Source organism: Nonomuraea longispora, from assembly GCF_004348345.1.
In the GTDB taxonomy this organism is placed as follows: domain Bacteria; phylum Actinomycetota; class Actinomycetes; order Streptosporangiales; family Streptosporangiaceae; genus Nonomuraea; species Nonomuraea longispora.
In genome coordinates, this window is record NZ_SMJZ01000001.1 from 116,688 (window position 1) to 140,806 (window position 24,119).

Annotated in this window: 25 protein-coding genes; 11 read left to right on the forward strand and 14 right to left on the reverse strand. The window is 69.5% G+C overall.

Features of this window, described 5'->3' with window-relative positions; translation table 11 throughout:
* Positions 1 to 28: 28 nt before the first annotated feature.
* From ehuD to E1267_RS43970, 4 genes are all read right to left on the reverse strand, one after another.
* On the reverse strand, positions 29 to 682 hold the full coding sequence (gene ehuD / locus E1267_RS00655; protein WP_132328519.1) for an ectoine/hydroxyectoine ABC transporter permease subunit EhuD: 654 nt from the start codon (positions 680 to 682) through the stop codon (positions 29 to 31).
* The gene (gene ehuC / locus E1267_RS00660) at positions 679 to 1,413 is read right to left on the reverse strand and encodes an ectoine/hydroxyectoine ABC transporter permease subunit EhuC (RefSeq protein ID WP_246063310.1); all 735 of its coding nucleotides are present in this window, start codon (positions 1,411 to 1,413) and stop codon (positions 679 to 681) included. Before ehuC ends, ehuD begins: the two co-directional genes overlap by 4 nt.
* A gap of 7 nt (positions 1,414 to 1,420) precedes the next feature.
* Positions 1,421 to 2,356 carry an ectoine/hydroxyectoine ABC transporter substrate-binding protein EhuB gene (gene ehuB, locus E1267_RS00665; protein WP_132328521.1) on the reverse strand — a complete coding sequence of 312 codons (936 nt, stop codon included), beginning with the start codon at positions 2,354 to 2,356 and terminating at the stop codon, positions 1,421 to 1,423.
* Between the two features lie 1,012 nt (positions 2,357 to 3,368).
* A complete protein-coding gene (locus E1267_RS43970) occupies positions 3,369 to 3,839 on the reverse strand; it encodes a hypothetical protein (RefSeq protein ID WP_165959405.1) in 471 nt (156 codons plus the stop codon).
* A gap of 56 nt (positions 3,840 to 3,895) precedes the next feature.
* Between E1267_RS43970 and proS the strand changes: the two genes are divergently transcribed.
* The gene (gene proS / locus E1267_RS00675) at positions 3,896 to 5,338 is read left to right on the forward strand and encodes a proline--tRNA ligase (RefSeq protein WP_132328523.1); all 1,443 of its coding nucleotides are present in this window, start codon (positions 3,896 to 3,898) and stop codon (positions 5,336 to 5,338) included.
* Here the strand turns inward: proS and E1267_RS00680 are convergent.
* Positions 5,332 to 5,688: a winged helix-turn-helix transcriptional regulator gene (locus E1267_RS00680; protein WP_132328525.1), complete on the reverse strand. Its 357-nt coding sequence runs from the start codon at positions 5,686 to 5,688 to the stop codon at positions 5,332 to 5,334. The two genes, proS and E1267_RS00680, sit on opposite strands and share 7 nt — an antisense overlap.
* Positions 5,689 to 5,769: 81 nt before the next feature.
* Between E1267_RS00680 and E1267_RS00685 the strand changes: the two genes are divergently transcribed.
* Complete coding sequence (locus E1267_RS00685; RefSeq protein WP_132328527.1) at positions 5,770 to 6,432, forward strand: NAD(P)-dependent oxidoreductase; 663 nt, start codon at positions 5,770 to 5,772, stop codon at positions 6,430 to 6,432.
* Between the two features lie 230 nt (positions 6,433 to 6,662).
* Entirely contained in the window at positions 6,663 to 8,207 is a 1,545-nt protein-coding gene (locus tag E1267_RS00690; RefSeq protein ID WP_132328529.1) for a type 1 periplasmic-binding domain-containing protein, read from the forward strand.
* On the opposite strand, the gene E1267_RS00695 is transcribed toward E1267_RS00690, so the two are convergent.
* From E1267_RS00695 to E1267_RS00710, 4 genes are read right to left on the reverse strand one after another with little or no spacing between them, the layout of a single operon-like run.
* On the reverse strand, positions 8,197 to 9,381 hold the full coding sequence (locus E1267_RS00695; protein ID WP_132328531.1) for an FHA domain-containing serine/threonine-protein kinase: 1,185 nt from the start codon (positions 9,379 to 9,381) through the stop codon (positions 8,197 to 8,199). The genes E1267_RS00690 and E1267_RS00695 overlap by 11 nt on opposite strands.
* Complete coding sequence (locus E1267_RS00700) at positions 9,382 to 10,419, reverse strand: hypothetical protein (protein ID WP_132328533.1); 1,038 nt, start codon at positions 10,417 to 10,419, stop codon at positions 9,382 to 9,384. It abuts the gene before it with no gap.
* 21 nt (positions 10,420 to 10,440) lie between these two features.
* Positions 10,441 to 11,487, reverse strand: coding sequence for a protein phosphatase 2C domain-containing protein (locus tag E1267_RS00705; protein ID WP_132328535.1), 1,047 nt, complete (start codon positions 11,485 to 11,487; stop codon positions 10,441 to 10,443).
* On the reverse strand, positions 11,484 to 12,185 hold the full coding sequence (locus E1267_RS00710; protein ID WP_132328537.1) for a vWA domain-containing protein: 702 nt from the start codon (positions 12,183 to 12,185) through the stop codon (positions 11,484 to 11,486). The genes E1267_RS00705 and E1267_RS00710 overlap by 4 nt, the downstream gene beginning before the upstream one ends.
* Before the next feature lie 124 nt (positions 12,186 to 12,309).
* On the opposite strand from E1267_RS00710, the gene E1267_RS00715 reads away from it, so the two are divergent.
* Positions 12,310 to 13,203, forward strand: a complete 894-nt coding sequence (locus tag E1267_RS00715) for an aminoglycoside phosphotransferase family protein (protein ID WP_132328538.1) — start codon at positions 12,310 to 12,312, stop codon at positions 13,201 to 13,203.
* A 95-nt stretch (positions 13,204 to 13,298) separates the two neighbouring features.
* On the opposite strand, the gene E1267_RS00720 is transcribed toward E1267_RS00715, so the two are convergent.
* Together E1267_RS00720 and E1267_RS00725 are read right to left on the reverse strand one after the other, a co-directional pair.
* Positions 13,299 to 14,216: a DUF6924 domain-containing protein gene (locus E1267_RS00720; RefSeq protein WP_132328540.1), complete on the reverse strand. Its 918-nt coding sequence runs from the start codon at positions 14,214 to 14,216 to the stop codon at positions 13,299 to 13,301.
* 14 nt (positions 14,217 to 14,230) lie between these two features.
* Positions 14,231 to 14,734: a helix-turn-helix domain-containing protein gene (locus E1267_RS00725; RefSeq protein WP_132328542.1), complete on the reverse strand. Its 504-nt coding sequence runs from the start codon at positions 14,732 to 14,734 to the stop codon at positions 14,231 to 14,233.
* Positions 14,735 to 14,821: 87 nt separating this feature from the next.
* On the opposite strand from E1267_RS00725, the gene E1267_RS45265 reads away from it, so the two are divergent.
* The 5 genes from E1267_RS45265 (at position 14,822) to E1267_RS00755 (ending at position 19,831) form a co-directional block, all read left to right on the forward strand.
* A complete protein-coding gene (locus E1267_RS45265) occupies positions 14,822 to 15,091 on the forward strand; it encodes a hypothetical protein (RefSeq protein ID WP_132328544.1) in 270 nt (89 codons plus the stop codon).
* A gap of 172 nt (positions 15,092 to 15,263) precedes the next feature.
* On the forward strand, positions 15,264 to 16,139 hold the full coding sequence (locus E1267_RS00735) for a hypothetical protein (RefSeq protein WP_132328546.1): 876 nt from the start codon (positions 15,264 to 15,266) through the stop codon (positions 16,137 to 16,139).
* Positions 16,133 to 18,847 (forward strand): outer membrane protein assembly factor BamB family protein, encoded by a 2,715-nt coding sequence (locus E1267_RS00740; RefSeq protein ID WP_132328548.1) that lies wholly within the window; start codon positions 16,133 to 16,135, stop codon positions 18,845 to 18,847. The genes E1267_RS00735 and E1267_RS00740 overlap by 7 nt, the downstream gene beginning before the upstream one ends.
* Before the next feature lie 63 nt (positions 18,848 to 18,910).
* Positions 18,911 to 19,237: a PadR family transcriptional regulator gene (locus E1267_RS00745; RefSeq protein ID WP_132328550.1), complete on the forward strand. Its 327-nt coding sequence runs from the start codon at positions 18,911 to 18,913 to the stop codon at positions 19,235 to 19,237.
* 183 nt (positions 19,238 to 19,420) lie between these two features.
* Positions 19,421 to 19,831 carry a type II toxin-antitoxin system VapC family toxin gene (locus tag E1267_RS00755; RefSeq protein WP_132328552.1) on the forward strand — a complete coding sequence of 137 codons (411 nt, stop codon included), beginning with the start codon at positions 19,421 to 19,423 and terminating at the stop codon, positions 19,829 to 19,831.
* A 28-nt stretch (positions 19,832 to 19,859) separates the two neighbouring features.
* Here the strand turns inward: E1267_RS00755 and E1267_RS00760 are convergent, their stop codons facing one another.
* The 3 genes from E1267_RS00760 to E1267_RS00770 all read right to left on the reverse strand — a co-directional run bounded on the left by E1267_RS00760 (position 19,860) and on the right by E1267_RS00770 (position 22,205).
* The gene (locus E1267_RS00760; protein ID WP_220449285.1) at positions 19,860 to 20,009 is read right to left on the reverse strand and encodes a hypothetical protein; all 150 of its coding nucleotides are present in this window, start codon (positions 20,007 to 20,009) and stop codon (positions 19,860 to 19,862) included.
* A 125-nt stretch (positions 20,010 to 20,134) separates the two neighbouring features.
* Entirely contained in the window at positions 20,135 to 20,311 is a 177-nt protein-coding gene (locus E1267_RS43980) for a hypothetical protein (RefSeq protein ID WP_165959407.1), read from the reverse strand.
* A gap of 523 nt (positions 20,312 to 20,834) precedes the next feature.
* Complete coding sequence (locus E1267_RS00770) at positions 20,835 to 22,205, reverse strand: hypothetical protein (RefSeq protein WP_132328554.1); 1,371 nt, start codon at positions 22,203 to 22,205, stop codon at positions 20,835 to 20,837.
* 413 nt (positions 22,206 to 22,618) lie between these two features.
* On the opposite strand from E1267_RS00770, the gene E1267_RS00775 reads away from it, so the two are divergent.
* Positions 22,619 to 23,848: an IS110 family RNA-guided transposase gene (locus E1267_RS00775; protein ID WP_132328556.1), complete on the forward strand. Its 1,230-nt coding sequence runs from the start codon at positions 22,619 to 22,621 to the stop codon at positions 23,846 to 23,848.
* Positions 23,849 to 23,959: 111 nt separating this feature from the next.
* The coding region (locus E1267_RS47060; protein WP_132328558.1) for a helix-turn-helix domain-containing protein at positions 23,960 to 24,119 on the forward strand (160 nt) is incomplete at its 3' end.

Here is a 24,119-nt window from a genome sequence, read left to right on the forward strand (position 1 = left end):
GGCACGGGGATCTTTTTCGGACTGCGTATCAGGTATCAAGACGGCGCTCCATACGACGGACGAGCATCGACGCCGGAATCGCGATGAGCAGGAAGAACAGCCCGGCGATGGTCATCGGCTCCAGGTAGCGGAAACTCTCGGAACCGACCCCGCGGGCGAGCCCGACGACGTCGACAACGGTGATCACGGAAAGCTGCGGCGACTCCTTGAAGATCGCCACCACGTAGTTGCCCAGAGCGGGCAGGGCCCGGCGTACGGCCTGCGGCAGAACGATGCTGATCCAGGTGTAGGGGCGGGGCATGTTGAGGGCGATCGCCGCCTCCCACTGGCCCTTCGGCACACCGTCGATGCCCGCGCGGTAGACCTCCGAGGTGTAGGCGGCGTAGTGCACGCCCAGCCCGATGATCCCCGTCGTCAGCGCGGTCATCTTGAATCCGAAGTCGGGCAGCACGTAGTAGAGCACGAACAACTGCACCAGCAGCGGCGTGCTGCGGATGAACTCCATGATCGCGCCCACCGGCCGGCTGATGTACGCCCGGCGCGAGCGGCGCAGCAGTGCCACGAACAGCCCCAGCACGAACGCGAGCACCGCGCCGCCGAGAGTGGCCTGCACGGTGACCAGCAGTCCCTGCGTCAGCAGCTGGGGCAGGATCTCCAGTGTCCAGTTCCAGTCCCAGATCATCGGGCCGCCTCCACTGCCGCCGTGGCCCGCCGCCGCCGCGGCTTACCCCGGCCCACCATGCGCGCGGCCCGCCGCTCGACGAACCGCATCACCAACGTGATCGCGTACGAGAACACGAAGTAGATCACCAGCATCAGCGCGAACACGATCAGCTGGTCGCTGCCGGAGTTGACCAGCAGCCGGCCCTCGTAGGCGAGGTCGGCCACGGTGATGACGGACAGCAGCGACGTCGCCTTGAGCAGTTCGATGAGCAGGTTGTTCATCGGGGGGATCATCTCGACGAACGCCTGCGGCAGGATGACGTAGCGCATCCGTTGCAACGGCGAGAAGTTCAGCGCGATCGCGGCCTCACGCTGGCTGGGGGGCACGGCCTGCAGCGCGCCGCGCACCACCTCCGAGCCGTACGCGCCCAGGTTGAGACCGAGCGCCAGCACGCCCGCGAACACCTTGTCCATCTGGTAGCCCGTGAGGATGGGCATCGCGTAGAACAGCCAGAACAGCTGGACGAGCACCGACGTGCCGCGGAAGAACTCCATGTAGACGCGGGCGACGCCCCGGACGGTCCGCAGGGGCGACGACGCCATCAGCCCCACGACCAGGGCGATGACGATGGCGAGCGCGGCGCCGCCCGCCGCGCTCTGCAACGTGACCGCGGCCCCCTGGCACAGGAAGGGCATCGTCTCGCCGAAGACGCCGGGCAGGTCCCCGCTGCACGGGTTGACAGTCATCATGCTCGCGTCAGGAGCCCGCGCAGAGCTGCTGGGCGGTGAGCTTGGCGGCGTTGTCGACCTCGGTCTTCGTGAAGCCGAACTTCTCGATGAGCGGCAGCACGCCGTTGGAGTCCTGCAGCTTCTTCAGCTCGGCGTTGAACGCCTCGATGAGCCCGGTGTCCTCCTTGCGGAAGCCGAACCCCCCGGCGCCGAGCTGCTCCTTCCCGTCGACGACCGGCACGAACGACTCCGTGACCTCCAGCGGCTCGTCCGCGTACTGCTGCTGGAGCGTCCAGCGCAGCGAGACGGCGGTCAGCGCGATCGCGTCCACCCGGCCGGCGAGGATGCCCTTGAAGGCCGCGTTCTGGTTGGGGAAGACCTGGATCTGGCCGTCCTTCACGCCACCGGACTCCGCGTAGCCCTTCTCGACGGCGCCTTCGAGCACGCCGAGCTTGGCTCCGCTCTTCGCGATCTCCTCGAAGCTGGTGAGCTTCTTCGGGTTGCCCTTGGCCACCAGGAACGCGGTCGTGCCGGCGTAGTCGGGGTTCGAGAAGGCGATCTGCGAGCACCGCTCCGGGATGATGAACATGCCGGCGGCGATGAAGTCGTACTGCTTCGACTGCAACCCGGGGATCAGTGAGCCGAAGGAGTCGACGATCTGCGCCTCCAAAGTGTCCACGCCGAGCGCCTTGAAGATCGCGCGGGCCACTTCGGGGGCCTCGCCGGTCAGGTTTCCGTCCTTGTCGCGGTAGCCGTACGGCTGCTCGTTGGCGATGCCGACCTTGATCGTGCCCGTCTGCTTGAAGCGGGCGAGGGGGTCGGCGCCCTGCGAGGCGCCCGTGGTGCCCCCGCCCTCGTCGACGCGGCTGCAACCGGCGATGAGTGCGGGGCCGCCGACGAGAGCCGCCGCAGTGAGTCCCGAGCTTCTGAAGAAATCCCGACGCGTCCAACGGTTGGCCGTCACGCTTCACTCCCGTTCGTGCCGATATCGTAACTATGCTCATCCGAACGGATCGTCAAAGACTGGTGTCCCCGCCGTTCGGTTCCCTATGCAGGATGGGTAGGCCCGGAGATACCGTGGCCTCGCGATGCGCTCCGCCGCTTCGGCGCCGCTCGGAGACACCCGGCCCCGCGCATGCGGGCGGGCCCTCCGCCATGCGTACGTCGAACCGGCGATGCGTTTCGCCAACATGGGCCCCGAACCTAGCGGACGGACCTGTGTGCTCCTCCGAACCGTCTTCGGCCCGCGATGTTTGAGAGCCGGGCCCAGGCGGGTAGGGAAAAAGGCTTGTCCGTTTTCTGGGTGCTCCAGTGGATCGGCCTTCCCGCCCTGCTTGCCCACTAGCATATCTGACCTGGGGAAACATCGGCGGTGACGCAATCTCGTCATCTTACAGGAACGCTTTCGGAGCCGTCACGGAAAGATCTCGAACGGGGAACAGGGCGCGTGTCCAGAGGAAAAATATGTGATTCGCGTTACCTGACATTGATGTCAACCTGTGACCTGGGTAAACCCACCAGCCCCACTGACACCCGAGAGCGGACACGACCGATCCTGCCGCCGACCTGCCAGGTCAGACGCCTACGCCCATACCACTGGCTGCGGGGCTCAGCAGAATCAGATGATCTGATTGCGTGAAGGTGGAGACCGCTACTGAAGCCCGAAGTGCGGGAACACTCGACGAGGATTTCGAGGCTGATGTGGCGGCGGCTCGTGAGGCGGTCGATGACGAGATGAGACAGACGTGGCCCGACGCCTGATGTTGGACACGGGTGTACTCATCGCGGCAGAGCATCTGTGGACTCGGTGATCGAACATGTCGCGATTGCAGCCGTCACGGTGACCGAACCACCGGTCGGCGTGGAGTTGGCAGATACAGCCCGCCGACCCGGCCGGCAGACCTTCGTGGACGACGTTCTGGCGCTGATTCCCGTCGAGGAGTACACGGCAGACGTCGCCGAAGTTCACGCACGTCTCATGGCCCACGTCCGACGGGGAGGCAAGCCTCGTGGCGCGTACGATCTGCTGATCGCCGCGACAGCCGCCGGCGGTCCGCGTACGGCAGGAGGTAGGTGTTGTGGAACAGCCGGACAGGGCGCCCCTCGACCGGGCGTGCGTCCGGTTCGCGCCAGCGATCGACGTACGGACTGATCAGCTGGGTGATGGCCTGTCCGAGGTGTTCGGCCTCTTCCGGCGTCAGCCAGAGGGTGGCGCCGACGTTCGGCAGCTTGCCTCTCCACGCCTCCGGCACCTCGGCGAGTGTTGCGGCCTTCATCCGCGAATGCTCCCGGTCCAGGAAGGCGTGGCTCAGCGTGGACGCCGCCGACCGGCTCTCCTCGTCCGGTTGCTCGGAGTTCCAGGACTGCTCGATGTCGACCAGCTGCCACGGCCGGTCACGACCGGTCTGGCCGGGGACGCGTTCGATGTAGCCGTACTTGGCCAGCACCCGCAGGTGGAATTCTTTCGGATTGGGGCCCCGGCCCTGAGCGATATCCTCCCTGCATGGGACGTGATGAACGTGGTGTGACGCCTCAGCAGGAGGACTTCTCGGCCTGGTACAACGAGCTGGTCACCAAGGCGCAGCTCGTCGACCGGGGCCCGGCCAAGGGCACCATGGTCATCCGACCGTACGGCTATCGCCTGTGGGAGCTGCTCCAGGACGAGCTCGATCGCCGGATCAAGGACACCGGTCACGAGAACGCCTACTTCCCACTCCTGATCCCCGAGAGCTACCTCCGGCGCGAGGCCGATCACGTCGAGGGGTTCTCGCCCGAGCTGGCCGTCGTCACGCACGCCGGCGGCAAGGAGCTCGAAGAGCCGCTGATCGTCCGGCCCACCTCGGAGACGATCATCGGCGAGATGATGGCCAAGTGGATCTCGTCGCACCGGGACCTTCCGCTGCTGCTCAACCAGTGGGCCAACGTGGTGCGCTGGGAGCTGCGGCCGCGCATGTTCCTGCGCACGACGGAGTTCCTCTGGCAGGAGGGGCACACGGCGCACACCGACGAGGCCGACGCGATGCGGGAGACGATGCTGGCGCTCGATCTCTACGCGGAGGTCGCGCGGGACGTCGCGGCGATCCCGGTGGTGACGGGCGAGAAGACCGCGGGTGAGCGGTTCGCCGGCGCGGTGCGCACGTACACCATCGAGGGCATGATGCGGGACGGCAAGGCGCTGCAGGCCGGCACCTCCCACTACATGGGCAGCAACTTCGCCAAGGCCTTCGACATCCGCTACACCTCGGAAGCCGGTCAGCTCGAGCTGTGTCACACCACCTCGTGGGGCATGTCGACGCGGATGATCGGCGGGGTCATCATGACCCACGGCGACGACAAAGGGCTGGTGCTGCCTCCCAGGATGGCCCCCTACCAGGTGATCATCGTGCCGATCGGGCGCGGCGAGCAGGGCGTGCAGACCTCGGCCGCGGCGCGGGAGCTGGCGGGGCGGCTCAAGGCGGCGGGTGTGCGCACCCACGTCGACGATCGTGCGCAGCTCTCGCCCGGCTTCCGGTTCAACGACTGGGAGCTGCGCGGTGCGCCCCTCCGGCTCGAACTCGGCCCGCGCGATCTCGAGTCCGGCACCGTGGTGATGGCGAGGAGGCTCGGCGACGAGGGCAAGCAGAGCATCCCGCTGTCGTCCGCGCCGGAGCTCATCCCTGGCGTGCTGGAGGAGTTCCAGGCCTTCCTGCTGCGCAGGGCCACCGAGTTCCGCGACGGTCACACCGTGACGGTCGACACCTGGGACTCCTTCACGGAGGCGGTCGCCTCGGGATGGGCGCTGGCGCTGCACTGCGGCGACCCCGCGTGCGAGGCCGACATCAAGGCGAAGGTGGCGGCGACTCCGCGCTGCATTCCGCTCGACGGCGCTCCGGAGAGCGGGCGTTGCGTGCTGTGCGGTGAGGCCTCCGCCTACGGCAAGCGGGTCGTCTTCGGCCGGGCCTACTGATTCTCACGAGCGTCGATCAGCGCGTCCATGTGCGCCTCCGCCCAGGCGCGCGCCGCGTCCAGCGGTTCGAGCAGGCTGCGGCCGAGCGGGGTCAGCGCGTACTCGACGTGCCTGGCGGGGCCGGCGTGGACCGTACGCACGACGAAGCCGTCACGTTCCAAGGCCCGCAGTGACTTCGTGAGCACCTTGGGGGTGATGGTCCGCAGCGGTACGAGAAGTTCGGAGAACCGCCGGGGGCCCTCTTCGAGGCACTGAATGATCATCCCCGCCCATTTGTCCCCGATCCTGATCGGCATCAGGCCGGAGGGACAGACGGGGTCGAACATCTCCGGATCCAGCGGCTTGGTCACGGAACCACCGTAACCGCGGTATCCACGCGGTAACCACGACCCCCGCTACCTTGTGCGGCACCGCAAGGAAGAGGTGGGAGCATGGGAAAGATCGTTGTGTTCGGTGCGGGCGGGCGCGTCGGACGGGCGGCCGTCGGCGAGGCCCTTCGCCGCGGCCATCAGGTCACCGCGGTCGTGCGCGCACCGGACAGACACCAGCGCCTCACGGGGGCCACAGTCCGCGCCGGCGACGTCACCGACGCCGACGCGATCACCGACCTCGCGACCGGGCACGACGCCGCCATCATGGCCGCGTACGACGCCGGCGCGCGGCCCGACGTCTTCTTCCCTGCCGCCGCCCGCGCCCTTGTCGACGGGCTGACCCGGGCCGGGGTGGGCAGGCTGGTCACCGTCGGCCTCGCGGCCACGCTGAAGACCCCCGATGGCACACCGTTGATGGACACCCCGGGTTTCCCGCAGGAGTTCCGCCCCATCTGCCTGGGGCACGCGGCGGCGTCGGCCCTGCTGCGCTCCTCGGGCGCCAGGACGGACTGGCTGATCGTCAGCCCGGCCGGCGACTTCGACCACGCCGGCGCACGTTCCGGCCGCTACACCATCGCAGAGATCGACATGGCCGGCCGCATCTCCTACGCCGACCTGGCGGTCGCCCTGCTCGACGAGATCGACACCCCTCGCCACCACCGTACGCACATCGGCGTCACCGCGGCGGGCGGTGTCGGCGACGCGGACGACACCCGAGGTTGACGCGCCCGCCGGTCAGGGGCACTTCCGCGGGGCCGTGTCGCATGCCGCGTCCCCCCCGCGAGCGCCCGGATCCGTGACGGCAACGGAAAGCCGCTCAACCCGTTGTCCGCCCTTCACTGATCACGTTTTAATGAAGACGCGTTTAGGCGCCCGCCGACCCAGGGAGGGGAACGTACGACCGGCTTTCGGGGAGTGCGCCGTCAAGGGATCAGTGACGGGTTGGAGTCCACATGTATGACGAACCGGCACCGCCTCCCTCCCTCGCCGCGCGCGTGTGGGGACTGTTACGGCAGGCGGGGACGCTTTTCCGTCGCCGCCTCGTGGTGATCGTGGTTGTCGTCGCCGTCCTGATCTCCACCGTCGTCCTCGTGAACTACACCCAGGGCTGGTGGCCATGGGGCGGTTGTGAGACGCAGAGCGAGGATGTCGTCGCCGTCGAAGGCGAGTGCGTCGGGCTGATGGACCCGGCCGAGGGGACGATGGTTCTCGGCAAGGAATACCAGCAGCTTCTCGAGGTCATCGCGGCGGAGAACCGCGAGGTCACCGCGGAGGGCGACTACAGCACGATCGCCCTCCTCGCCCCGATGGGGGCGGGCCCGCGCGGGCTGGTCGGCGATCGCGCTCTGCACCAGCTCGAAGGGGCGTTCATCGGCCAGTACCGCGCCAACCGTTCCGAGACATTCCCCAAGATCCGGCTGGTCCTGGCCAACACCGGCCACGACGGCTCGAAGTGGCGCACGGCGGTGGAGGCCGTACGCAAGAACGCCGCGACGGGAGCGACGGGCATCCCCGGCCAGATCGTCGCGGTCACCGGGATGGGCCCGAGCCAGCAGGAGAGCATCGACGCCGCTCGCGCCCTGGCGAAGGACCCCGGGATTCCGATGGTGGCCGACTTCATCACGGCGGCCGGGTTCAACACCACGGGGGAGATCGACGACGGCGGACCCATTCCGGGGCTCACCCGCACGGCCGTCAGCACCTCGGCGCAGCTGGAAGCCATCGCGAAAGAGCTCAAGGACAAGAAGGTCAAGGGAAGCGCGGCCCTGATGTGGGCTGACGTGACCCCGCAGGGCACCAAGGACCTGTACGCCGGCTCGCTGAAGGACGCCTTCCTCGATCCGGAGCTCGGGCTGAAGGAGTATGTCGACAAGTCCGGACTCAGTTTCCCGTTCGACCCGCGTGGCGGCCCTTCGCTCCTGCGCACCATCAGCGACACGATCTGCGGCACGAAAACCGACATGATCTTCTACGCCGGCCGCCAGACGTTCATGCCCACGTTCCTCAAGCTGCTGCGCAACCGGCCCTGCCGGTCGACGCCGATCACCGTGGTCACCGGCGACGACGCCCAGAACCAGGATCCGAACGACCCGTCGCTGCACGACCCGGACGCGCCCATCAAGGTGATGTTCGTGCCGCTGGCGGAGCCGAAGCGGCTCGACCACGAGGACAACGAGCACCGTCAGCTCTACCAGCAGTTCAGGAACGAGTTCGTGGCGCCCCACCATGGCGTGAGCTTCTCCGCGGCGCACCTGGGCAGCGGGCTGGCGATCATGTCGTACGACGCGGTGACCGCCGCCGCCACCGCGGTGCAGAAGGCCGCGATCGGCGCCGACCCGTCCCAGCTCAACCTGCCCTCCACCGCGGCGGTGCGCGGGCAGCTCTATCTGTTCACTGGGACCAACGCCATCCGCGGCGCCAGCGGCGCCTTCACGCTCGACTCCAGGACCGGGGAACGGGTGAACCTCACCGCCCCCACACCCGTGACTATCCCGTGATCACGACGACGACCACCAGCGCAGCCGCCGCGACGAGGAGGAGCAGCAGCCAGCGCCGGCCGGGCATACGAGGCCCCCGTACGCGCTCCAGCTTCCCCGCCTCGGTGAGGCGGAGCACCACCGTACCGATCGTGAACCGGTCCCCCGGCCGCAGGGTCGCGTAGAGGACGGGGCTGCCGTCGATGTACGTGCCCAGGCCGCCGCTGTGGTCGTGCAGCCGGTAGCCGCCGCTCACCTTGCGCACGGTGGCGTGCGCGGGGGCGACGCCCTCCCCGTGGACGACGATGTCGGCCGCAGACCCGCTGCCCAGCGTGGTGGTCTCCTTCAGCGTTCCGAGCACGGCCGACAGGACCCGTGTACGCGGCACCGTCGCCTGCGCGTTGTCCGACTGGTGCCCGACGAGGCGGCCGAGCAGCTCCATGGTCGTGGGCCGTCGCGCCGGGTCCTTGGCCAGGCAGTCGGCGACCAGTGACCGCAGCGGCTCGGAGATCACCGTCACGTCGGGGGTCTCGGTCAGGACGCGGTTGATGATGACGGCCACGTTGCTGCCCGCGAACGGCATCCGGCCGGTGGCGGCGAAGTACATGGTGGCCGCCCATGCGTGCACGTCGGCGGGGAACCCCACCTCGGTGTCCCCCAGCACCTGCTCCGGTGCGAGATAGCCGGGGGTGCCCACGGGCGTGGTGATCACGGCGGTCGCCTCCAGGGCCCGCGCGACCCCGAAGTCCACGACCCGCGGCCCGTCGGGACCGATGATGACGTTGGCGGGTTTGAGGTCCCGGTGGACGACTCCCACGCCGTGGATCGCCGCCAGGGCGGTCGCCGTGTAGGTCGCCAGCCGTTCGAGCGCGGGCCCCGACAGCGGCCCGTGGTTGTCGACGAGCCTCTGCAGGGACGGGCCTTCCACGTACTCGCTGACGATGTACGGCTGGTCACGGTCGATGGCCGCGTCGATGATCATGGCCGTGTACGCCCTGGGCACCCGCGAGGCGATGGCCACCTCGTCGGCGAACCGCCTGCGCGCCCTCGGGTCCGCCGCCCCCTGCGCGTGGATCACCTTCACCGCGACCCGGCCGGCCTCGCTCTGCGCGAGGTAGACCGTGCCCTGACCGCCGACACCCAGGCGGCCGAGCACCTCGTAGGGCCCGATGCGCCGTGGTTCGCCGGTGTTCATTCAGGCTCCCAACGTCAGCGCGAGGACGACGGCGAACGCCGCCAGGACGACGAGCAGCACCACGACGGCGCCGCGCCGGCCCCGCGAGCCGTCGCCGGCGGCGGATCTCCCCCGCCGCCACACCTCGCGCAGGTTGGTGTCGGTTTCGACGTAGACGCGTTCAGGGGTGACGAGCCACTGCCACGACTCGCCGGCCGCCCGCCATCGCGCGATGTCCACTGACTTCGGCGAACCGTCCAGAGACTGCCGTATCAGACGGCGATGCCGCAAGGGCAGAACCCTGGCGAGCACGGCCTCGTCCACCGACCACGCCTCGGCGCTCTCCTGGAGGCACCGTACGACGGCCCACGCGAACTTGTAGTAGTCCGACTCCTGGGTGAACGCCCCTTCGCGAGGGAGTTTCCACTGCTCCGGATCGACCTCCGCCAACGCCGCACGACCTCCGGCCGGCAGGCAGGAGTCGCAGTCCAGCAGGTACACCGCGGGCGCCGGGTCGACGGTGAAGACGGCGTTGCGCAGTTGCAGATCGCCCACCACGTACCCGTGCTCGTGCAACCACTGCACCGTCGCGAGCAGCCGGCCGAGCACGGCCAGCTTGTAGGGCGGCTCGTAGTACCGCGTACCGTAGTGATCGCGCAGGGCGCTCACCCGCTCGGGCGACCGGGTGAGTTCGTCGAGGTGCCGCGGCGTCAGCCGGTCGCGCAGCTCGACGAACATCTGCCGGGGGGCGGGCCTGATCAGGATGCCGGTGATCCGGTCGTCCCGGACCGCCGCGACCGGCCACGCGCAGCGCTGGTCGAGGGTCGCGCGGTCGTGCCGGGGAAGCCCACGCCGCCAGCGCACCATGGCGAGCAGGGCGTCCTCGTCCAGCCCCGCCAGCGTCTCCTCGTCGTAGCGTTTGAACAGGAACCGGCCGGGAATTCCGGCGACCCCGCACGGCGTCAGGCTGCGCGCCTGACCTCCCGGGCGCAGGGAGTAGGCGTCGGCGTCCGTGGGGGGCGTCAGATCCGCTTCGTCGACCACATCTGGGGGGTTCATGCTGCTGCCGCCGCACTCCTGTCACATGACCGCCGTGTCGTGGCGGCCCGCCCACAACGCCAGAACGGTCCGGTCGTCGTCGTAAGTCGACAGCTGGAAATCCACGTCGTGCAGGAAGCTGCGCAGCTCGGGCGGAGAGCACCACAAGGTGGCGAGCTGCTGGGCCAGCAGGCTGCCTCCGCCGCCCATGGCCGTTCCGAACCCGTCACTGCACAGGACCAGTACGTCGCCCGGCTGCCAGTCGATCTGCCGTTCGCGCAGCTCACCGAGGTCGTCCGGCAGGGCCGACGTGAAATTGCCCGGTCGCCGCCCGTCGGGCGGGAAGAGCTCGGTCCACGTCCCGCCGTGCAGCCACAACGCCGGCGAGTCGCCGATGGCGGCGCAGGCGGCGATCCCCCGCCCGCCGTCCGCGGGGACCACCGCGATCGTCAGCGTCGTGGCGGGCGGATCCGACGCCGCGCCGGTGGCGTGGAACCTGGCGGTGGCGCGCATGACCTCCCCGGCGATGGTGGCGAAGGCCGCGTGCCAGCCGTGGTCGGGCGTCAGGGCAAGGTTCGTGGCGGCGCGTACGGCCACCGCGGCGGCGTGTTCGGCATGCGACGTGCTGCCCAGCCCGTCGGCCACGGCCGCGATGACCCAGCGTCCGTCGGCGCTCAGGCGTACCGCGTAGGCGTCCTGCAGGGGTTCGCCGCGGTAGCGGTGGCGCCGCCCGCGGATGCTGACCGCACGGACCGTGGTCTGCGCGAGCATGCCGCCGTCGAGCGCGACGCCGGGAGCGCGCGAATCCGCGCCGCCCGCCAGCAGGACGGGCAGCGGCTGGGGAGGCGGCCCGAGCGGCGCCCTCCCGCCGGCCGCGGCCGTGCGCGTCCTGCGCGACAGGACGAACCACCCGAGCAGTACGGCGCCCGCACCCACGACTCCGGACAGGATCCACCACGGCAGGCCCGCAGACCACCCGCCGCCCTGCACGGTCACCGTCACCGTGGGCTGCGGCGACGGAGTGGCAGGCGCACCCACCGGGCCGATCCCGGCGGCCAGGACCAGCCCCGCCAGCGCCGCCCTGATCATCTGAGCTGCCGCATCCCGGCAGGACCGCGCAGAACGGCCGTGTTCCTGTTGACGGAGGCGCTGATGCTGTCGGAGACGGCCTGCGCGATGCCGTGCAGCACCGTGGCCGCGCCCGTCGCGACCTCGCCCGTGAAGGCCAGCACCTCGCCCCTGAGGGTGGTGGCGACCCGCCGCAGGGTGTCCTCCTGCACCGTCCCGAAGCCGAGCGCCACGATGTACGGGGCCGGGTCGAGGCCCGCCAGCCGGTCGCGCGCCGGGCCCCAGACCTGCACGTCCTGGTGGGTCGCGCCGACGTACGGCTCGCCGTCGGTGATGAAGAAGACCACCGGCGCCCGTACGTCGAACTGCTTGGACAACTTCCTGTAGTCCTTCTCGACGATCTTCACGAGCCCCCGGAAGGCCGCCAGGTAGTCCGTCTGCATGCCCGGTTTCAGCGCGGGCACCCTGAGGGCGTCGCACGGCCTGGTCAGCGGGAGCACCACCTCGACCTTGTCGGCGAAGGACACCACGGCGACGTGCGCCGCCTCGCTGACGCCGGGGTCGCCCGCCTCCAGCTCGAACAGCAGCTCGCCCACGCAGTCGGAGAGCACCTCGAAGGGGGTGGGCCGTCCGTCCTCGCGGGCGGTGTGCATCGAGTGCGACACGTCGCAGACGATGTAAAAGGGGAAGGCGCGCGGGCGCCCGTTAGCCGATGCCATCGGCTTTTCATCCTGATAGCGATTTCCAATCTTGGCAAGACTCGCAAATTCGGTCGACAGGCCAAGCCGCCGTGCACTGTGATGGTCCGACCGCCCGCCGTACGACCATCACAGGAGCCCTCACTTGGCGACGACCGTCGATCCTCGCCCCACGATCACTGCCGCACTCGTCAGAAGGCTGGTCGACACGCAGTTCCCGGAGTGGGCCGGGTTGCCGCTGACGCTGCTCGAACCGGGCGGCTCCGATCACGTGATCTACCGGCTGGGCGAGCAGTTGACCGTGCGGCTGCCCCGCCACGCAGGCGCCATCGGACAGGCCGCGAAAGAACTCAGGTGGCTGCCCCGGCTGGCTCCCCACCTGCCCCTCGCCATCCCCTCGCCGGTGGCGGTGGGCGAGCCCGGCTTCGGCTATCCGTGGCGGTGGGCGGTGTCGCGCTGGCTGGAGGGGGAGGTGGCGACCGTCGAGGCGCTGGCCGACTCGTCCGCGGCCGCCGTGCAACTCGCCGAGTTCCTGGTGGCCCTTCAGCGGTACACGCCTGACGGCGTACGCGCCCTGCGGAGCCGCGACGGCCTCACGGGCCAGTCCTTGGAGAGCCGCGACCGTTCGACCCGGGACGCCATCGCCAAGGTCGGCGACGTCTTCGACATCACCGCCATGACCGACCTGTGGGACACCGCCTTGAAGACGCCCGGATGGGACCACCCGCCCGTCTGGTTCCACGGCGACTTCCACACCGGCAACCTGCTGACCCTCGACGGCCGCCTCCACGCGGTCATCGACTTCGGCGGGCTCGGCATCGGCGACCCGGCCTGCGACCTCACCATCGCCTACACCCTGATGTCGGCCGGCAGCCGGGCCGCCTTCCGCGCGGCGCTCGGCGTGGACGACGCCACCTGGATGCGGGGCCGCGGCTGGGCCCTCACGACCGGCCTGAACGCCTACACCTCCTACGCCGCCGTCAACCCGGTCATCGCCACGCAGACCTCCCGCCAGATCAACGAGGCCCTCATCGGCTGAGGCCGTACGACTCAGGTCGGCAGCGGGCTGATCCCGCCGTCGTCGCGCGAGGCCCTGGCCCCCGTGGCCGACTGGCGAGGCGGGCGGCCCTCATCTCAGGGGCGTTCCCACCACGGTTGTACGCCTTCCATGGCGACGAACTCGAAGAAGTCCATGTTGCCGATTTCCAGGTTGTCCGCGAGCGACCCGACCGCGTGGCAGGGAAGGACGGCGGGTAGCCCCGGGGTGTCGTACAGGTCGACCGCGGTCAGCGGCCGGCCGGGCTCGGCGAAGGTGCGGGAGTCGGCCAGCGCGACCAGCGTGGTGTGCTCGCCGGGCGGCACCAGCGCCGGCACCTCGCCCGGGTGGAGGCCCTCGAAGGCCCGGTCGTCGACGACCAGCGCCGTCAACGGGGCGTGCTCCTCGTCGTCATCGTCCATGCCGACACAGCCGTCCTCGTCAACCCCGCCCAGCTCGTCCAGCAGGGCGTGCCAGCCGTCCTCGTCGTCGAAGGAGGTGCGGACGAGCAGGGCCGTGTCGGTGGAGGGCAGTGCCGGGAACGACCGGCCCGGCGGCGCCAAGGGCACGGGGAAGGCAGGTCGGCCGGCGTCCCCCATGTACATGCCGGACCGGTCCATGCCGCGTACCAGATCGTCGAACGTGAGCGCCCCGCCCAGCAGGCCGTTCAGGATCTCGCCGAGCCGGGCCGGTGGAACGCGGACCCCACGCCCGGGAACCGCCGCCAGGTCCACCAGCAGCGGACCGTCCTCGCCGAACACCACCGGAATGTCCACCAGCACGGCGACCGGCGGCACGGGGCCGCCGTCCGGAACGAGCGCCGGGATGTCGCCGCCGTGCACGTAGTCCCATCCGGGGTTCTCGACCGGGCGCAGCCGCACCCCGCCGTCCGCGAGGTCCCGGTCTTTCCCGATCTTCGTGAGCAGGCCACCCCACTGGGCCTTGCCGTCCTCGTAACAGGTGCTGACCAGCAGCACGTCACCGGGCGCGGGCCGGGGAAGCAAAGGACGGGACATGGTTCCTCCCAGGTTCACGGGCGGGTGGCGGCGGCCCGGCGCCGCTGCGGCTCGCTGGAGGTCACCGCTCCGAGGAGGGCACGGACCCGGCCGGGCGTGTGGCCCGGCTCGCCGCGCATCACCCGGGTCAGGTGGGCCTGGTCGCTGAAGCCGAGGCCGGCCGCGAGCGCCGCCAGGTCCGTCTCGCCCTGGTCGAGGCGGGTCAGCGCGCGACTCACGCGCACGCGGTTGCGGTAGCGGCCCAGGGGCATGCCGACGTGGTGCCGGAACGTGTGGCTCAGGTGGGACGGGGAGGTTCCGAGCCGGCGGGACAGGGCCACCAGGTTGCCGCAGCCGGGCTCGTCGGCGAGAACCGCCTCCCTGGCGCGGTCGGCCGGCTCCGACCGCCCCCGCCGCACCAGCACGATCTGCGCGCCGGGAGCCGTCTCGGGAGCCGACCAGCCGCCGTGGTCGTCGGTGCACTCGACCGCGCGGAGCACGAAGTGCGGGCTCTGGATCAGCCGTCTTTCTGTACGCACCGGACAACCGTACGCAACGGCACCGACAGGACAGGCGCCGCATATTCGTTCAAGACCGGGCAGCCACCGGCGGCCGATGCTGATCGTATGCTCACTCTCGCTCCCCCGTCGGTGACGGCTGCGTGCCGGGGCCGGATGCTGGCCGTCCTGCTCACCGGGCGCGGGCTGGCCCCCGACGCGACCGTGCTGGTCCTCGCCCGCATCGCCCAGGCCATGGGGGCGGCGCTGCTCACGCCGCAGATCTTCTCCCTCGTCCACCTGCACTGGGACGGGGCGGCACGTGGAACCCGTGGGGCGCCGTGCCGCTGCTGCTGCTCGCCGGAGCCGGCCACGCCTCCCTGCGGGTGGCGTTGCTGACCCGGCCCACCACAAGCGAGAGCCGAACCGACACGCTGCCCTGAATCACCACTCCGCGCGGCGGCGCAACGGCTACGAACCATGCCCGTCCTGAATAGCTCACCATCACGCCGCCCAGGACCCTATAGCTATAAGGAGATTCAGCCGCCGTTTCTGAGAAGGGAAACGTCCCATGGCCAGAGCACGCCAGAACAGGCGTGCCAAGCCCAGGCGGGCCGCTCCCACCCCACGGGCCGAGCAGGCCGGGCCGGCCGGGCGGTGGACGGCCATGAGGACATGGCTGGCGGGAGTCCTCAGCGCTGTGATCATCACGGCGATCGGTGTCGTGTTCACCTCCTGGTTCAACGCACGCGGCCCCGACACGGTCGACCGGATCAGCGGAGAGCCCCCGATCAAGGTCGGCCACGTGGCCGTCGACCATTCGGCTCAGGACACCGCTCTGAGAGAGCCGGTGACCGATCCCGGAGAGCGCGCCATTCTGCTCGGCAACGCGTCCGGCGCGCGGGCCGACGCCGTCATGGCACGCCATGACCGGGCCCCTCTGGAAAGGGCGGACGCCACCGTCGTCCTTGTCGGGAACCGCAGCAGCGTACGCGTCATCGACATCAAGCCCCGCGTTCTCACCCGCGCACCGGTTTCCGACGGCGCCGTGCTGATCAGCACTCCCGCCGGAGAGGTCGACACGGTCGAACTCTCCGCCGACCTCGACGAGCCCGCCCCGCGTTTCACCGCCGCCGAGGACCCCGGCACGTCCTACTTCAGGACAAAGCAGATAGACCTGAAACGGGGCGAGAAGATCACGCTCTCCCTGTCGGTCAAAGGCACCGCGGCTTACTACGAGTTCGATCTCCAGGTCACCGCGCTCGCGGAGGACCGCACCGAGCAGCTGACGATCGAAGGGCCGGGCGGGAGCCCGTTCCGGGTCACCGGCACGGCCGAGGCCTACCGCGCCTACTACACCGTCTCCCCGCTGCGCGGCTGGCAGCCGATCTCTCGCGGTGAAGCGTGTGTGATCGAGCGGAAGATCCAGCAGATCAAGGGGTGCTGATCGTGCGCGGGCGGCGCGCGGTCGCCGTCCTGCTCGCGGCGGTCCTGGTGGCCTGCTCGGCCGCGTCCGCTCCTCGGCTGCCGCTCGTGCCCGTCGAGTGGCGTACGGCGTGGTCAGTGCCCACGGACGCCGGCGCCGGCGAGTCGCCCTTCGACACTCCCCGGACCGCCGTGTCCGAGCACGCGGTCGCCGTCGCGACGCGCCACGGCGCCGTACGCATCCACGACCCGCGCACGGGCAGGCTCCTGCGTTCCGTCCCCGCCGGGCCGTCGCTCACCGGCGTGTGGATCGCGGCGGACACGCTGGTGGTGTCGCGAGGTACGCCGGACGTCGCCGAGCACACCCTGCACGCCCATGATCTGACCACGGGAGCCGCGCTGTGGCGGCGCACGGTCACCGTCTCCCACCGCCGGCCCTGGGCAGACGGTCCCGGCACGTACCGGGGCTCGCGGATCATGGTTACCGAGCGCGGCATCGTGGTGTTCGAACGACCGGCCGAGCCCTTCGACCTCCAGGCCCTGGAGCTCCGTACCGGGGCGGCCACGGCACGGATGAGTTATCCGCTGGGCTGCCACCTTCGCGGCGCGGCCACCGCCCGGTCGGTGACGTTGCTCAGCTTGTGCGCGGGAGACGACCCGCGGCTCGCCTCGATGGACCCGCGCACACTGCGGCAGGAATGGACACGCCCGCTGCCGTCCTCGTCGCCGCCGGCCGAGGACACGGCGATGGACGTCACGGCCAATGCGGCAGGACACGTCCACGCCTCGGTGGGGGACGACCACTTCTACGCCGGGGCGGACGGCCGGCTGCTGCCCACCGCCCCCGAAGCCGCGCCGGTCACGACCCCCGGCCGCTGGGTCCCGCCCTTGTTCGCGGGCTCGTACTCCGCGGCGGCCGACCATGCCAGGGCCCTCCCGGGCGGTCAATGGCCGTTGGCCGCGTACCTGTTCTCCGTCGACTCCGGCACCGGGCAACTCGCCGGGTTGCCGCTCGACCTGCCGTACGACCGGGTGTCCCTGGTCGGGTCGATCCCGGGGATGGCCTTCGTGCTCAGCGGTGACGGCCGAATCACCGCGTACAAACTGGTCCACGGGCTTTCGCGCGGGCCCACGCCCTTCGGCGGTGTCCCGGCGAGCGCCTGGCCTGACGCCTGCGCGCTGCTCACCGGCCGGGACCTGTCCGTCCTCGCCGACGGCTACCGTCCGGTTCCCCGGGCGGACGGCTCTACGGCGGGAACGGCACGGACGAAACCGGCGAAATGCGACTGGATACCGCCCACGGACGACGGCGTCGTCGTCTCGCTCTCCGTGGAATGGGTGTCCTCGTCGTACGCGGGCGCACGGCAGCTGTTCACCGCCGAGGTCGGCGCCGTCAAAGAGGCCAACGCCTTCGATCCCACCACCGAGAGTCCGGGTTTCCTCTCCTACACCGTGGCCGAGACGAACGGGTTCTACGGCACGACCCTCATCAACGTGGGCCCCGTCATCGTCCGGCTGAGCTCGCTCTCGCGCGAGGCGGTGCGGCTCGTCTCCCCCACGTTGCAGCGCAGGCTGCTCGCACGATACCGGCCAGGCGTCCGCGCCCCCGGGCCCGCGCACGCGAGCGGCTGGAACCATCCGACCGACGCGGTGGTGCATGCCGAGCCGGTCGTGGTCGACGGCGTCGTCTACGCGACGAGCGGCGACGGCACGGTGTCCGCCCTCGACGCCGCCACCGGCACGCTGCGCTGGCGTTTCCGTACGGGGGGTTCGCTGCTGTTCGATCACGTGGTGGCGGACGGCACGGTGTTCGCGGCGAACACCTCCGGCAGGCTGGTCGCGCTGGACGCCGCCACCGGCCGCATGAGGTGGAGCCGCAGGATCGATGCGATCAGCGACCTCGTCTCCGAGGCCGGCCGCCTGTATGTCTGGACCAGGAAGACCCCCTTGTCCATGAGAGCCGAGGTCGTCGCGCTGAACGCCGCCTCCGGCACGAGGTTGTGGAGCTTCCGGCCGGAGGGCGACGTTCTGAACCCCGATCCCGTGCTGGCCGGTGATGTCGTCCATGTCGGCAGCGACCATGGCACCGTGTATGCGCTGGACGCCGCCTCGGGAGTCGGTAAGTGGCGCTTCCAAGCAGGCGGAAAGCGCGACCACACGCACCTGGCGAAGGCGCGCGGGTTCGTCCATGCCGCGACCACCGACGGCAGGGTACACGCGCTGCGGGGTTCCTCCGGGAAGGTCCGATGGAGCTCAAGGATCGGCGCCCCCGTCGGCTTCCGTCCGGTGGTGGCCGGCGGGACCGTGTACCTCGGCGACAAGAAGGGCACGACGTACGCGCTGGACGCCGGCTCCGGCACGCGGCTGTGGACCTTCCCCACCGAAGGCGACAAAGCCGGCTACAAGTGGACGGCCGCGGTGGCCTCCGGACTGGTGTACATCAGCGGCGTCGACAGCAGGTTGTACGCGCTCGACGCCGCCACCGGCACGGTGCGATGGAGCTTCCCGCTGGGCAAAGGCCCCGTCTCGGGTCCGGTGGTGGCGGGCGGGACCGTGCACGTGGGGCACAGCGAGGGAACTCTGCACGCGCTCGACGCCGCCACCGGCACGGTGCGATGGAGCGTACGGACCGGCGGCACGATCGAACCCCGGCCTGTCGTGGCGGGCGGCTTCGTCTACGTCGGCAGCGCGAACGGCAACCTGTACGCATTACCCGCAGCGAAGGGCTGACCGTCCTACTCAGTGATACTATGTAGCAGTACTCGGTGCCACTGAGTAGATCGGAGGGTCGGCATGGACGACCTGACGGAGATGCTGAAGGGCACGCTCGAAGGCTGCGTGCTGGAGATCATCCGCAGCGAGGAGACCTACGGGTACGCCATCACGCGCCGGCTGAACGACCTCGGCTTCACCGACGTCGTCGAAGGGACTGTTTACGCCATCCTGCTGCGGCTGGAGAGAAACGGGCTCGTCCAGGTGACGAAACGCCCCTCCGAGCTCGGCCCGCCGCGCAAGTTCTACGCGCTCAACGACGCGGGCCGCGAAGAGCTCACGAAGTTCCGGACGAAATGGGAGTACGTCTCATCACGGATCGACAAGCTCAGGGAGGGCGGGGAATGAACATCTGGGAGAATGCCGCCCGCGCCGGGCCGTGTCGCGCGCCGAGTTCGCCGCCGTGTCGCGTGGAATGCCACGACTGGACGACCGTGAATATCGCGAGGCCATGGACCGTCACGTCAATGACGATCTCTACAACCCCTACGACCGCGCATATGGCAGAGGCGAATTCGCCGAGGACGAGGGATGACCCACTCCCTGGGGCTACTCGACACCAACATCCGCGTCCTGCGTGCCGGCATAGATCCCGACGAGCTCCCCGACGAGATGATGATCAGCGCCGTCACCACCGCGGAGCTCTCGGCCGGCGTCCTGGTGGCGGCAGGAACGCGGGAACTCGCCCAGCGCATGAAGATCCTCCAGACCGCCGAAGCCGAATTCGACCCACTCCCCTTCGACGACACCGCAGCCCGCGAGTACGGCCAGTTGTGGACCGCCGTCACCGCCTCAGGGCGCGAACCATGCCCTCGCACCGCAGATCTGATGATCGCCTCTGTGGCGATCGCGAACGGGCTACCTCTGTACACCTGCAATCCCAAGGACTTCAAAGGTCCTGATCAGCTTCTTGCCGTCGTCCCGGTGACCCGTCCGCACTAGCCTCAGTCAACAACATCTTCATCGCCCGTCACGTCGTCCGGCGCCGGCGTTTCTCGGGATCGCGTACGACCCAGATGTGCTTGATCCGGTCGCCCGCGACGTCGAACGCGAACACCGTCACAATGACGCCGTGTTGCTGAGACACCAGACCCGGCTGACCGTTGACCATACGTTCCACGCGACGGGACCCGTCTCCTACAGGACCTGGCCGCGGCCATCGCTCCCATGACGCGAGAGCTCTTCACCGACCTCGACCTCGCCGATCTCCTTCCGTCTGTGCTCGACCGGCCCGCCGTCCCGCTCTCACTCCTCCTCGGTCTCGCGCTTTTCCGCCAGCGCGTACGAGAGGGCGACACCGAGACACATGGACATCGAGATGCCGAGAGAGACGTTGTGCAGCGCGACGCCCAGTCCCATACCCAGTGCGATGCCCGACCCCATGCCGACTGTCCAGTTCGGGGTGTTCTTACCGTTCGTCATGGTCCGATCTTCGTACAGGACCGTGTAGCGGTGTAGACATCGCCATCATGAGTACGACATGACAGCTGTCACACGGGCGGGTCCTCCGGGGCTCGGTCCGGCTGCGGCAGAGACCCCCTATCCGCGTGCCAGGGGTCGGCTGGATTAACACCTACGCCTGGGCGGCGTCAGTAGTCCCGAGCGGACCGTCGCCGCGGTCGCCACCGCGGCGCTGCGGGAGGACGGCCACGCCGGGCAGATCTACGACCTGACCGGCCCCGCCACGGTGACACCCCGGGAGCAGGCCGAGGCGATCGGCGCCGCGCTGGGCGAACCGATCCGGTTCGTGGACCAGACCCCGGACCAGGCACGAACACAGATGCTGACCTTCATGCCGGCGAACGCGGTGGAGACGACCCTGGCCATCCTGGGCGCGCGCCCACGCCGGCTGAGCGGAGGGCCAGCCCAGATGTCGAGAAGGTGCTGGGCCGGGCGCCCCGTACGTACGCCGACACGAGGGGAGGTCGTGACCTGGCTCGCGGCCCTACCATTGAACGGCCCTGATCCGGGCTGTCGCGAAGCCCATCCAGGTACGCAGGTGTCCTACGAGCCGCAGCAGCGGCCCCGCCAGCAGATAGACACCCACAGCGAGACCATAGGTGAGATAGATCCACTGACCAGCGCTCAAGGGCTTGCCTCCAGCCACGAACGGATACCACAACGCGCTGAACTCCGGCGTGTAGAAGCAGATCGGAGCCTCGTACTGGCCGGCTCCGTCGGGCCAGCACACCTTGGGAACGTCGACGTCTCCGAACACCGCGCCGTTGAGGCCGACCCAGATCGACAGCCCGAGTGCCAGCACGGTGACGAGGTCGGCCCCAGCCGAGTCCCCCGGCCGGTGGCACCGTACGGCAAGCGCGAACGCCGCAGGTACCGCCGCGAACAGCAAATATCGTGGCCCCCAGAACGAGGAACCGCTCCATGACCAGTACATCGCGTACAGCAGCAGCAAACCGAGCACGAACGCCAGCCACAGATCGTAGAGCTGTCGACCGGCGGCCAGGTCGCGCAGGCGCTGCCGCACGGGCAGGAACAGGCCGGGCGCGAAGAAGAGCAGGCCCTTGCCGAAGGAGAGGACCAGCGACAGCACCCCGAAAAAGATCGGATAGCTGAAACCTGGCAGGCCTGAATACGGCATGATCGTGCGGTTGCCCCGGTCATCCCCCTCATAGCCCGTAGCGAGTGGACTGCCACGACGCAGCCACGCCTCCGCCATCACCAGCCCGACCGCCGTGAGCACCACCAGCACCCAGCGCAGTCGCGGGACGTCCCAAACCCACTTGGCGACCATCATGATCAGCGCGGGCAGGGTGGCGGGCGTGTTGGCCACCCCGATGGCGACCGCCAGCCATCCCGGCCACGTTCTGCCTCCGATCAGCGCAACAGAGCCGACGAGAACGAGGATCGCGGTGAACATCTCGCCGTTGTATCCGAGCTGATGGTGGGCGAACATCGACGCGAAGATCAGCAGCAGGATGAACCTTCTCAGAAGCGGCCGGGGCAGCAGGTCACGTAGAGTGAACCAGACGAACGCCACCCCGCCGACAAGCAGAAAAAGGTTGTAGCGCAACGTCCACCAGTCCGGCGACCCCCCGATCTTCCCGATCAGCCAGAGCGGCGCCGAGAACAGCGGCCCGACCATCGAGTACTTTCCTTCCGGCAACGCCCCCTGTTCGAGCAGAGCCGTCAGTTGGTGGTAGCGGACCGAGCCGTCGCCCCAATCCAACCGAGGCAGAAGAAAGAGCATGCCGGCGAACCCGATGATGATCAGAACTGTTTCGACCGTGGCGGCCAGGCGGTTGTCGGCCTCGCGAGGCACATGGTTCGTTGGGCGCTCTGCGGCTCTGATACTCACGTTTCAAGACCATGACGGGTTGTCGATCAAGAGAGAACCAAAGACACGGCCCGGCATCATCACAAGCGACTGGCCTTGTCCAGGGGAATCTCTACCTCTATTCGCCAGCGGCGATGCGCGGGGGGGAGTGCGCGCGAGCCCGTCCTGAGCGACGCCGGCACCTAATCAGTCGTAGCGGGTTGCCCGGTAGGGCAGACTCGCTGGTTGGTAGCCGTCCGGCGGGTGAGCACTTGCGGCTCCTGGACTTCGAGTCCGGCCGAAAGACAGTGCCCCTGCCGGGTGGCCGGGAGAGTTGATCGCTTCTGGGATGTCGTTGCCCACTGACGGTGTCGGTGTGAGCACTGCTTGATTAGGTCGCTGATGGTTCTCCCGCTGGCTGCTGCAGGTGATCGTGTACTGGTTGGGGAGAGCTGTTGCGACTGTTCGTGGGGGATGACTGGGCCGAGGCGCATCACGATGTGGAGGTGATGGACGCCACGGGACGCCGGCTGGCCAAGGCCCGCCTGCCCGAGGGCGTGGCCGGGATGGCCCGGCTGCACGCGATGATCGCCGAGCGGACCGGCGAAGCCCCGGATGAGGACGTGGAGGTGCTGGTCGGGATCGAGACCGACCGGGGCCCGTGGGTGCTGGCGCTGGTCGCGGCCGGATACACGGTGTTCGCGGTCAACCCGTTGCAGGCCGCCCGCTACCGCGAGCGGCTGGCCGTCTCGGGCGCCAAGAGCGACGCGGCCGACGCGCACATGCTGGCCGACATGGTCCGCACCGACGCCCACCAGCTGCGCCCGATCGCCGGCGACAGCCCGCAGGCCGAAGCGATCAAGGTCGTCGCCCGCACCCACAAGACACTGATCTGGGAGCGGACCCGGGCCGGACAGCGGCTGCGGCACGCGCTGCGGGAGTACTTCCCCGCCGCCCTGACCGCGTTCGAGGACCTGGACGCGGCCGAAGCCCTTGATCTGCTGGCCAAGGCCCCCGACCCGGCCTCGGCCGCCAAACTGACGGTCGGCCAGATCAGTGCGGCGCTCAAACGCGCCCGCCGCCGCGGCGACCTTGCCGCACGCGCCACCGACATTCAGGCAGCGCTGCGCACCGAACACCTCGGTCAGCCCGAGGTGGTCACCACGGCCTACGCCATGTCGGTTCGGGCGCTGGTCGCGGTCCTGGCCGTGCTCGGTGAGCAGGTCAAGACCCTGCAGGGGCAGGTGGAGGAGTGTTTTGGCCAGCACCCGGCCGCTGAGGTCATCGTCTCCCAGCCCGGACTGGGACCGATCCTCGGCGCCCGGGTGCTCGCAGAGTTCGGCGACGACCGCGACCGCTACGCCAGCGCCAAGGCTCGCAAGAACTACGCCGGAACCAGCCCCATCACCCGGGCCTCGGGCAGGAAGAAGAGCGTCCTGGCCCGCTTCGTGCACAACGACCGGCTGGTCGATGCCCTGATGACCCAGGCCTCGGTGGCGCTGCGCGCCTCGCCCGGCGCCCGCGCCTACTACGACAAGCAACGCGCCCGCGGAGTCGGCTACAACACCGCGCTGCGCCAACTCGCCAACCGGCTCGTCGGCATCCTGCACGGCTGCCTGAAAACCGGCACGCTCTACAGCGAAGCGACCGCTTGGTCGCATCACGCTCAGAGTGCTACGGCTTGACATTCAAACTCCTGGGATGTCTTTCGGGTACGCCCACTACAGCGGTTGAAAGTCTGAGGTGACACGGCGTGGTTGCGTGCTCGCGGCGGGGTTCGGGAGTATGCCGGTGGGATGCGTTATCCGGATGGTGGTGGTCTGACCCCGGCGGCGCGAGCCAAGCGTGAACAGGTCCGCTTGGAGGCTGCCGGGCTGTTCGCGGCGGGCATGTCGCCGCCTGTGGTGGCCAAGAAGCTGCGGGTCTCACGCAAGTCGGCCTATGTCTGGCACCAGG

Coding starts and splice junctions, on each gene's coding strand:
- E1267_RS45265 (WP_132328544.1), top strand. CDS start 14,822: ATGCTCACTCTCGCTCCCCCGTCGGTGACGGCTGCGTGCCGGGGCCGG.
- E1267_RS00700 (WP_132328533.1), bottom strand. CDS start 10,419: ATGAACCCCCCAGATGTGGTCGACGAAGCGGATCTGACGCCCCCCACG.
- E1267_RS00755 (WP_132328552.1), top strand. CDS start 19,421: ATGACCCACTCCCTGGGGCTACTCGACACCAACATCCGCGTCCTGCGT.
- E1267_RS00745 (WP_132328550.1), top strand. CDS start 18,911: ATGGACGACCTGACGGAGATGCTGAAGGGCACGCTCGAAGGCTGCGTG.
- proS (WP_132328523.1), top strand. CDS start 3,896: ATGGGACGTGATGAACGTGGTGTGACGCCTCAGCAGGAGGACTTCTCG.
- E1267_RS43980 (WP_165959407.1), bottom strand. CDS start 20,311: ATGACGAACGGTAAGAACACCCCGAACTGGACAGTCGGCATGGGGTCG.
- E1267_RS00720 (WP_132328540.1), bottom strand. CDS start 14,216: ATGTCCCGTCCTTTGCTTCCCCGGCCCGCGCCCGGTGACGTGCTGCTG.
- E1267_RS00685 (WP_132328527.1), top strand. CDS start 5,770: ATGGGAAAGATCGTTGTGTTCGGTGCGGGCGGGCGCGTCGGACGGGCG.
- E1267_RS00705 (WP_132328535.1), bottom strand. CDS start 11,487: ATGATCAGGGCGGCGCTGGCGGGGCTGGTCCTGGCCGCCGGGATCGGC.
- ehuD (WP_132328519.1), bottom strand. CDS start 682: ATGATCTGGGACTGGAACTGGACACTGGAGATCCTGCCCCAGCTGCTG.
- ehuC (WP_246063310.1), bottom strand. CDS start 1,413: ATGATGACTGTCAACCCGTGCAGCGGGGACCTGCCCGGCGTCTTCGGC.
- E1267_RS00710 (WP_132328537.1), bottom strand. CDS start 12,185: ATGGCATCGGCTAACGGGCGCCCGCGCGCCTTCCCCTTTTACATCGTC.
- E1267_RS00695 (WP_132328531.1), bottom strand. CDS start 9,381: ATGAACACCGGCGAACCACGGCGCATCGGGCCCTACGAGGTGCTCGGC.
- E1267_RS00690 (WP_132328529.1), top strand. CDS start 6,663: ATGTATGACGAACCGGCACCGCCTCCCTCCCTCGCCGCGCGCGTGTGG.
- E1267_RS00735 (WP_132328546.1), top strand. CDS start 15,264: ATGGCCAGAGCACGCCAGAACAGGCGTGCCAAGCCCAGGCGGGCCGCT.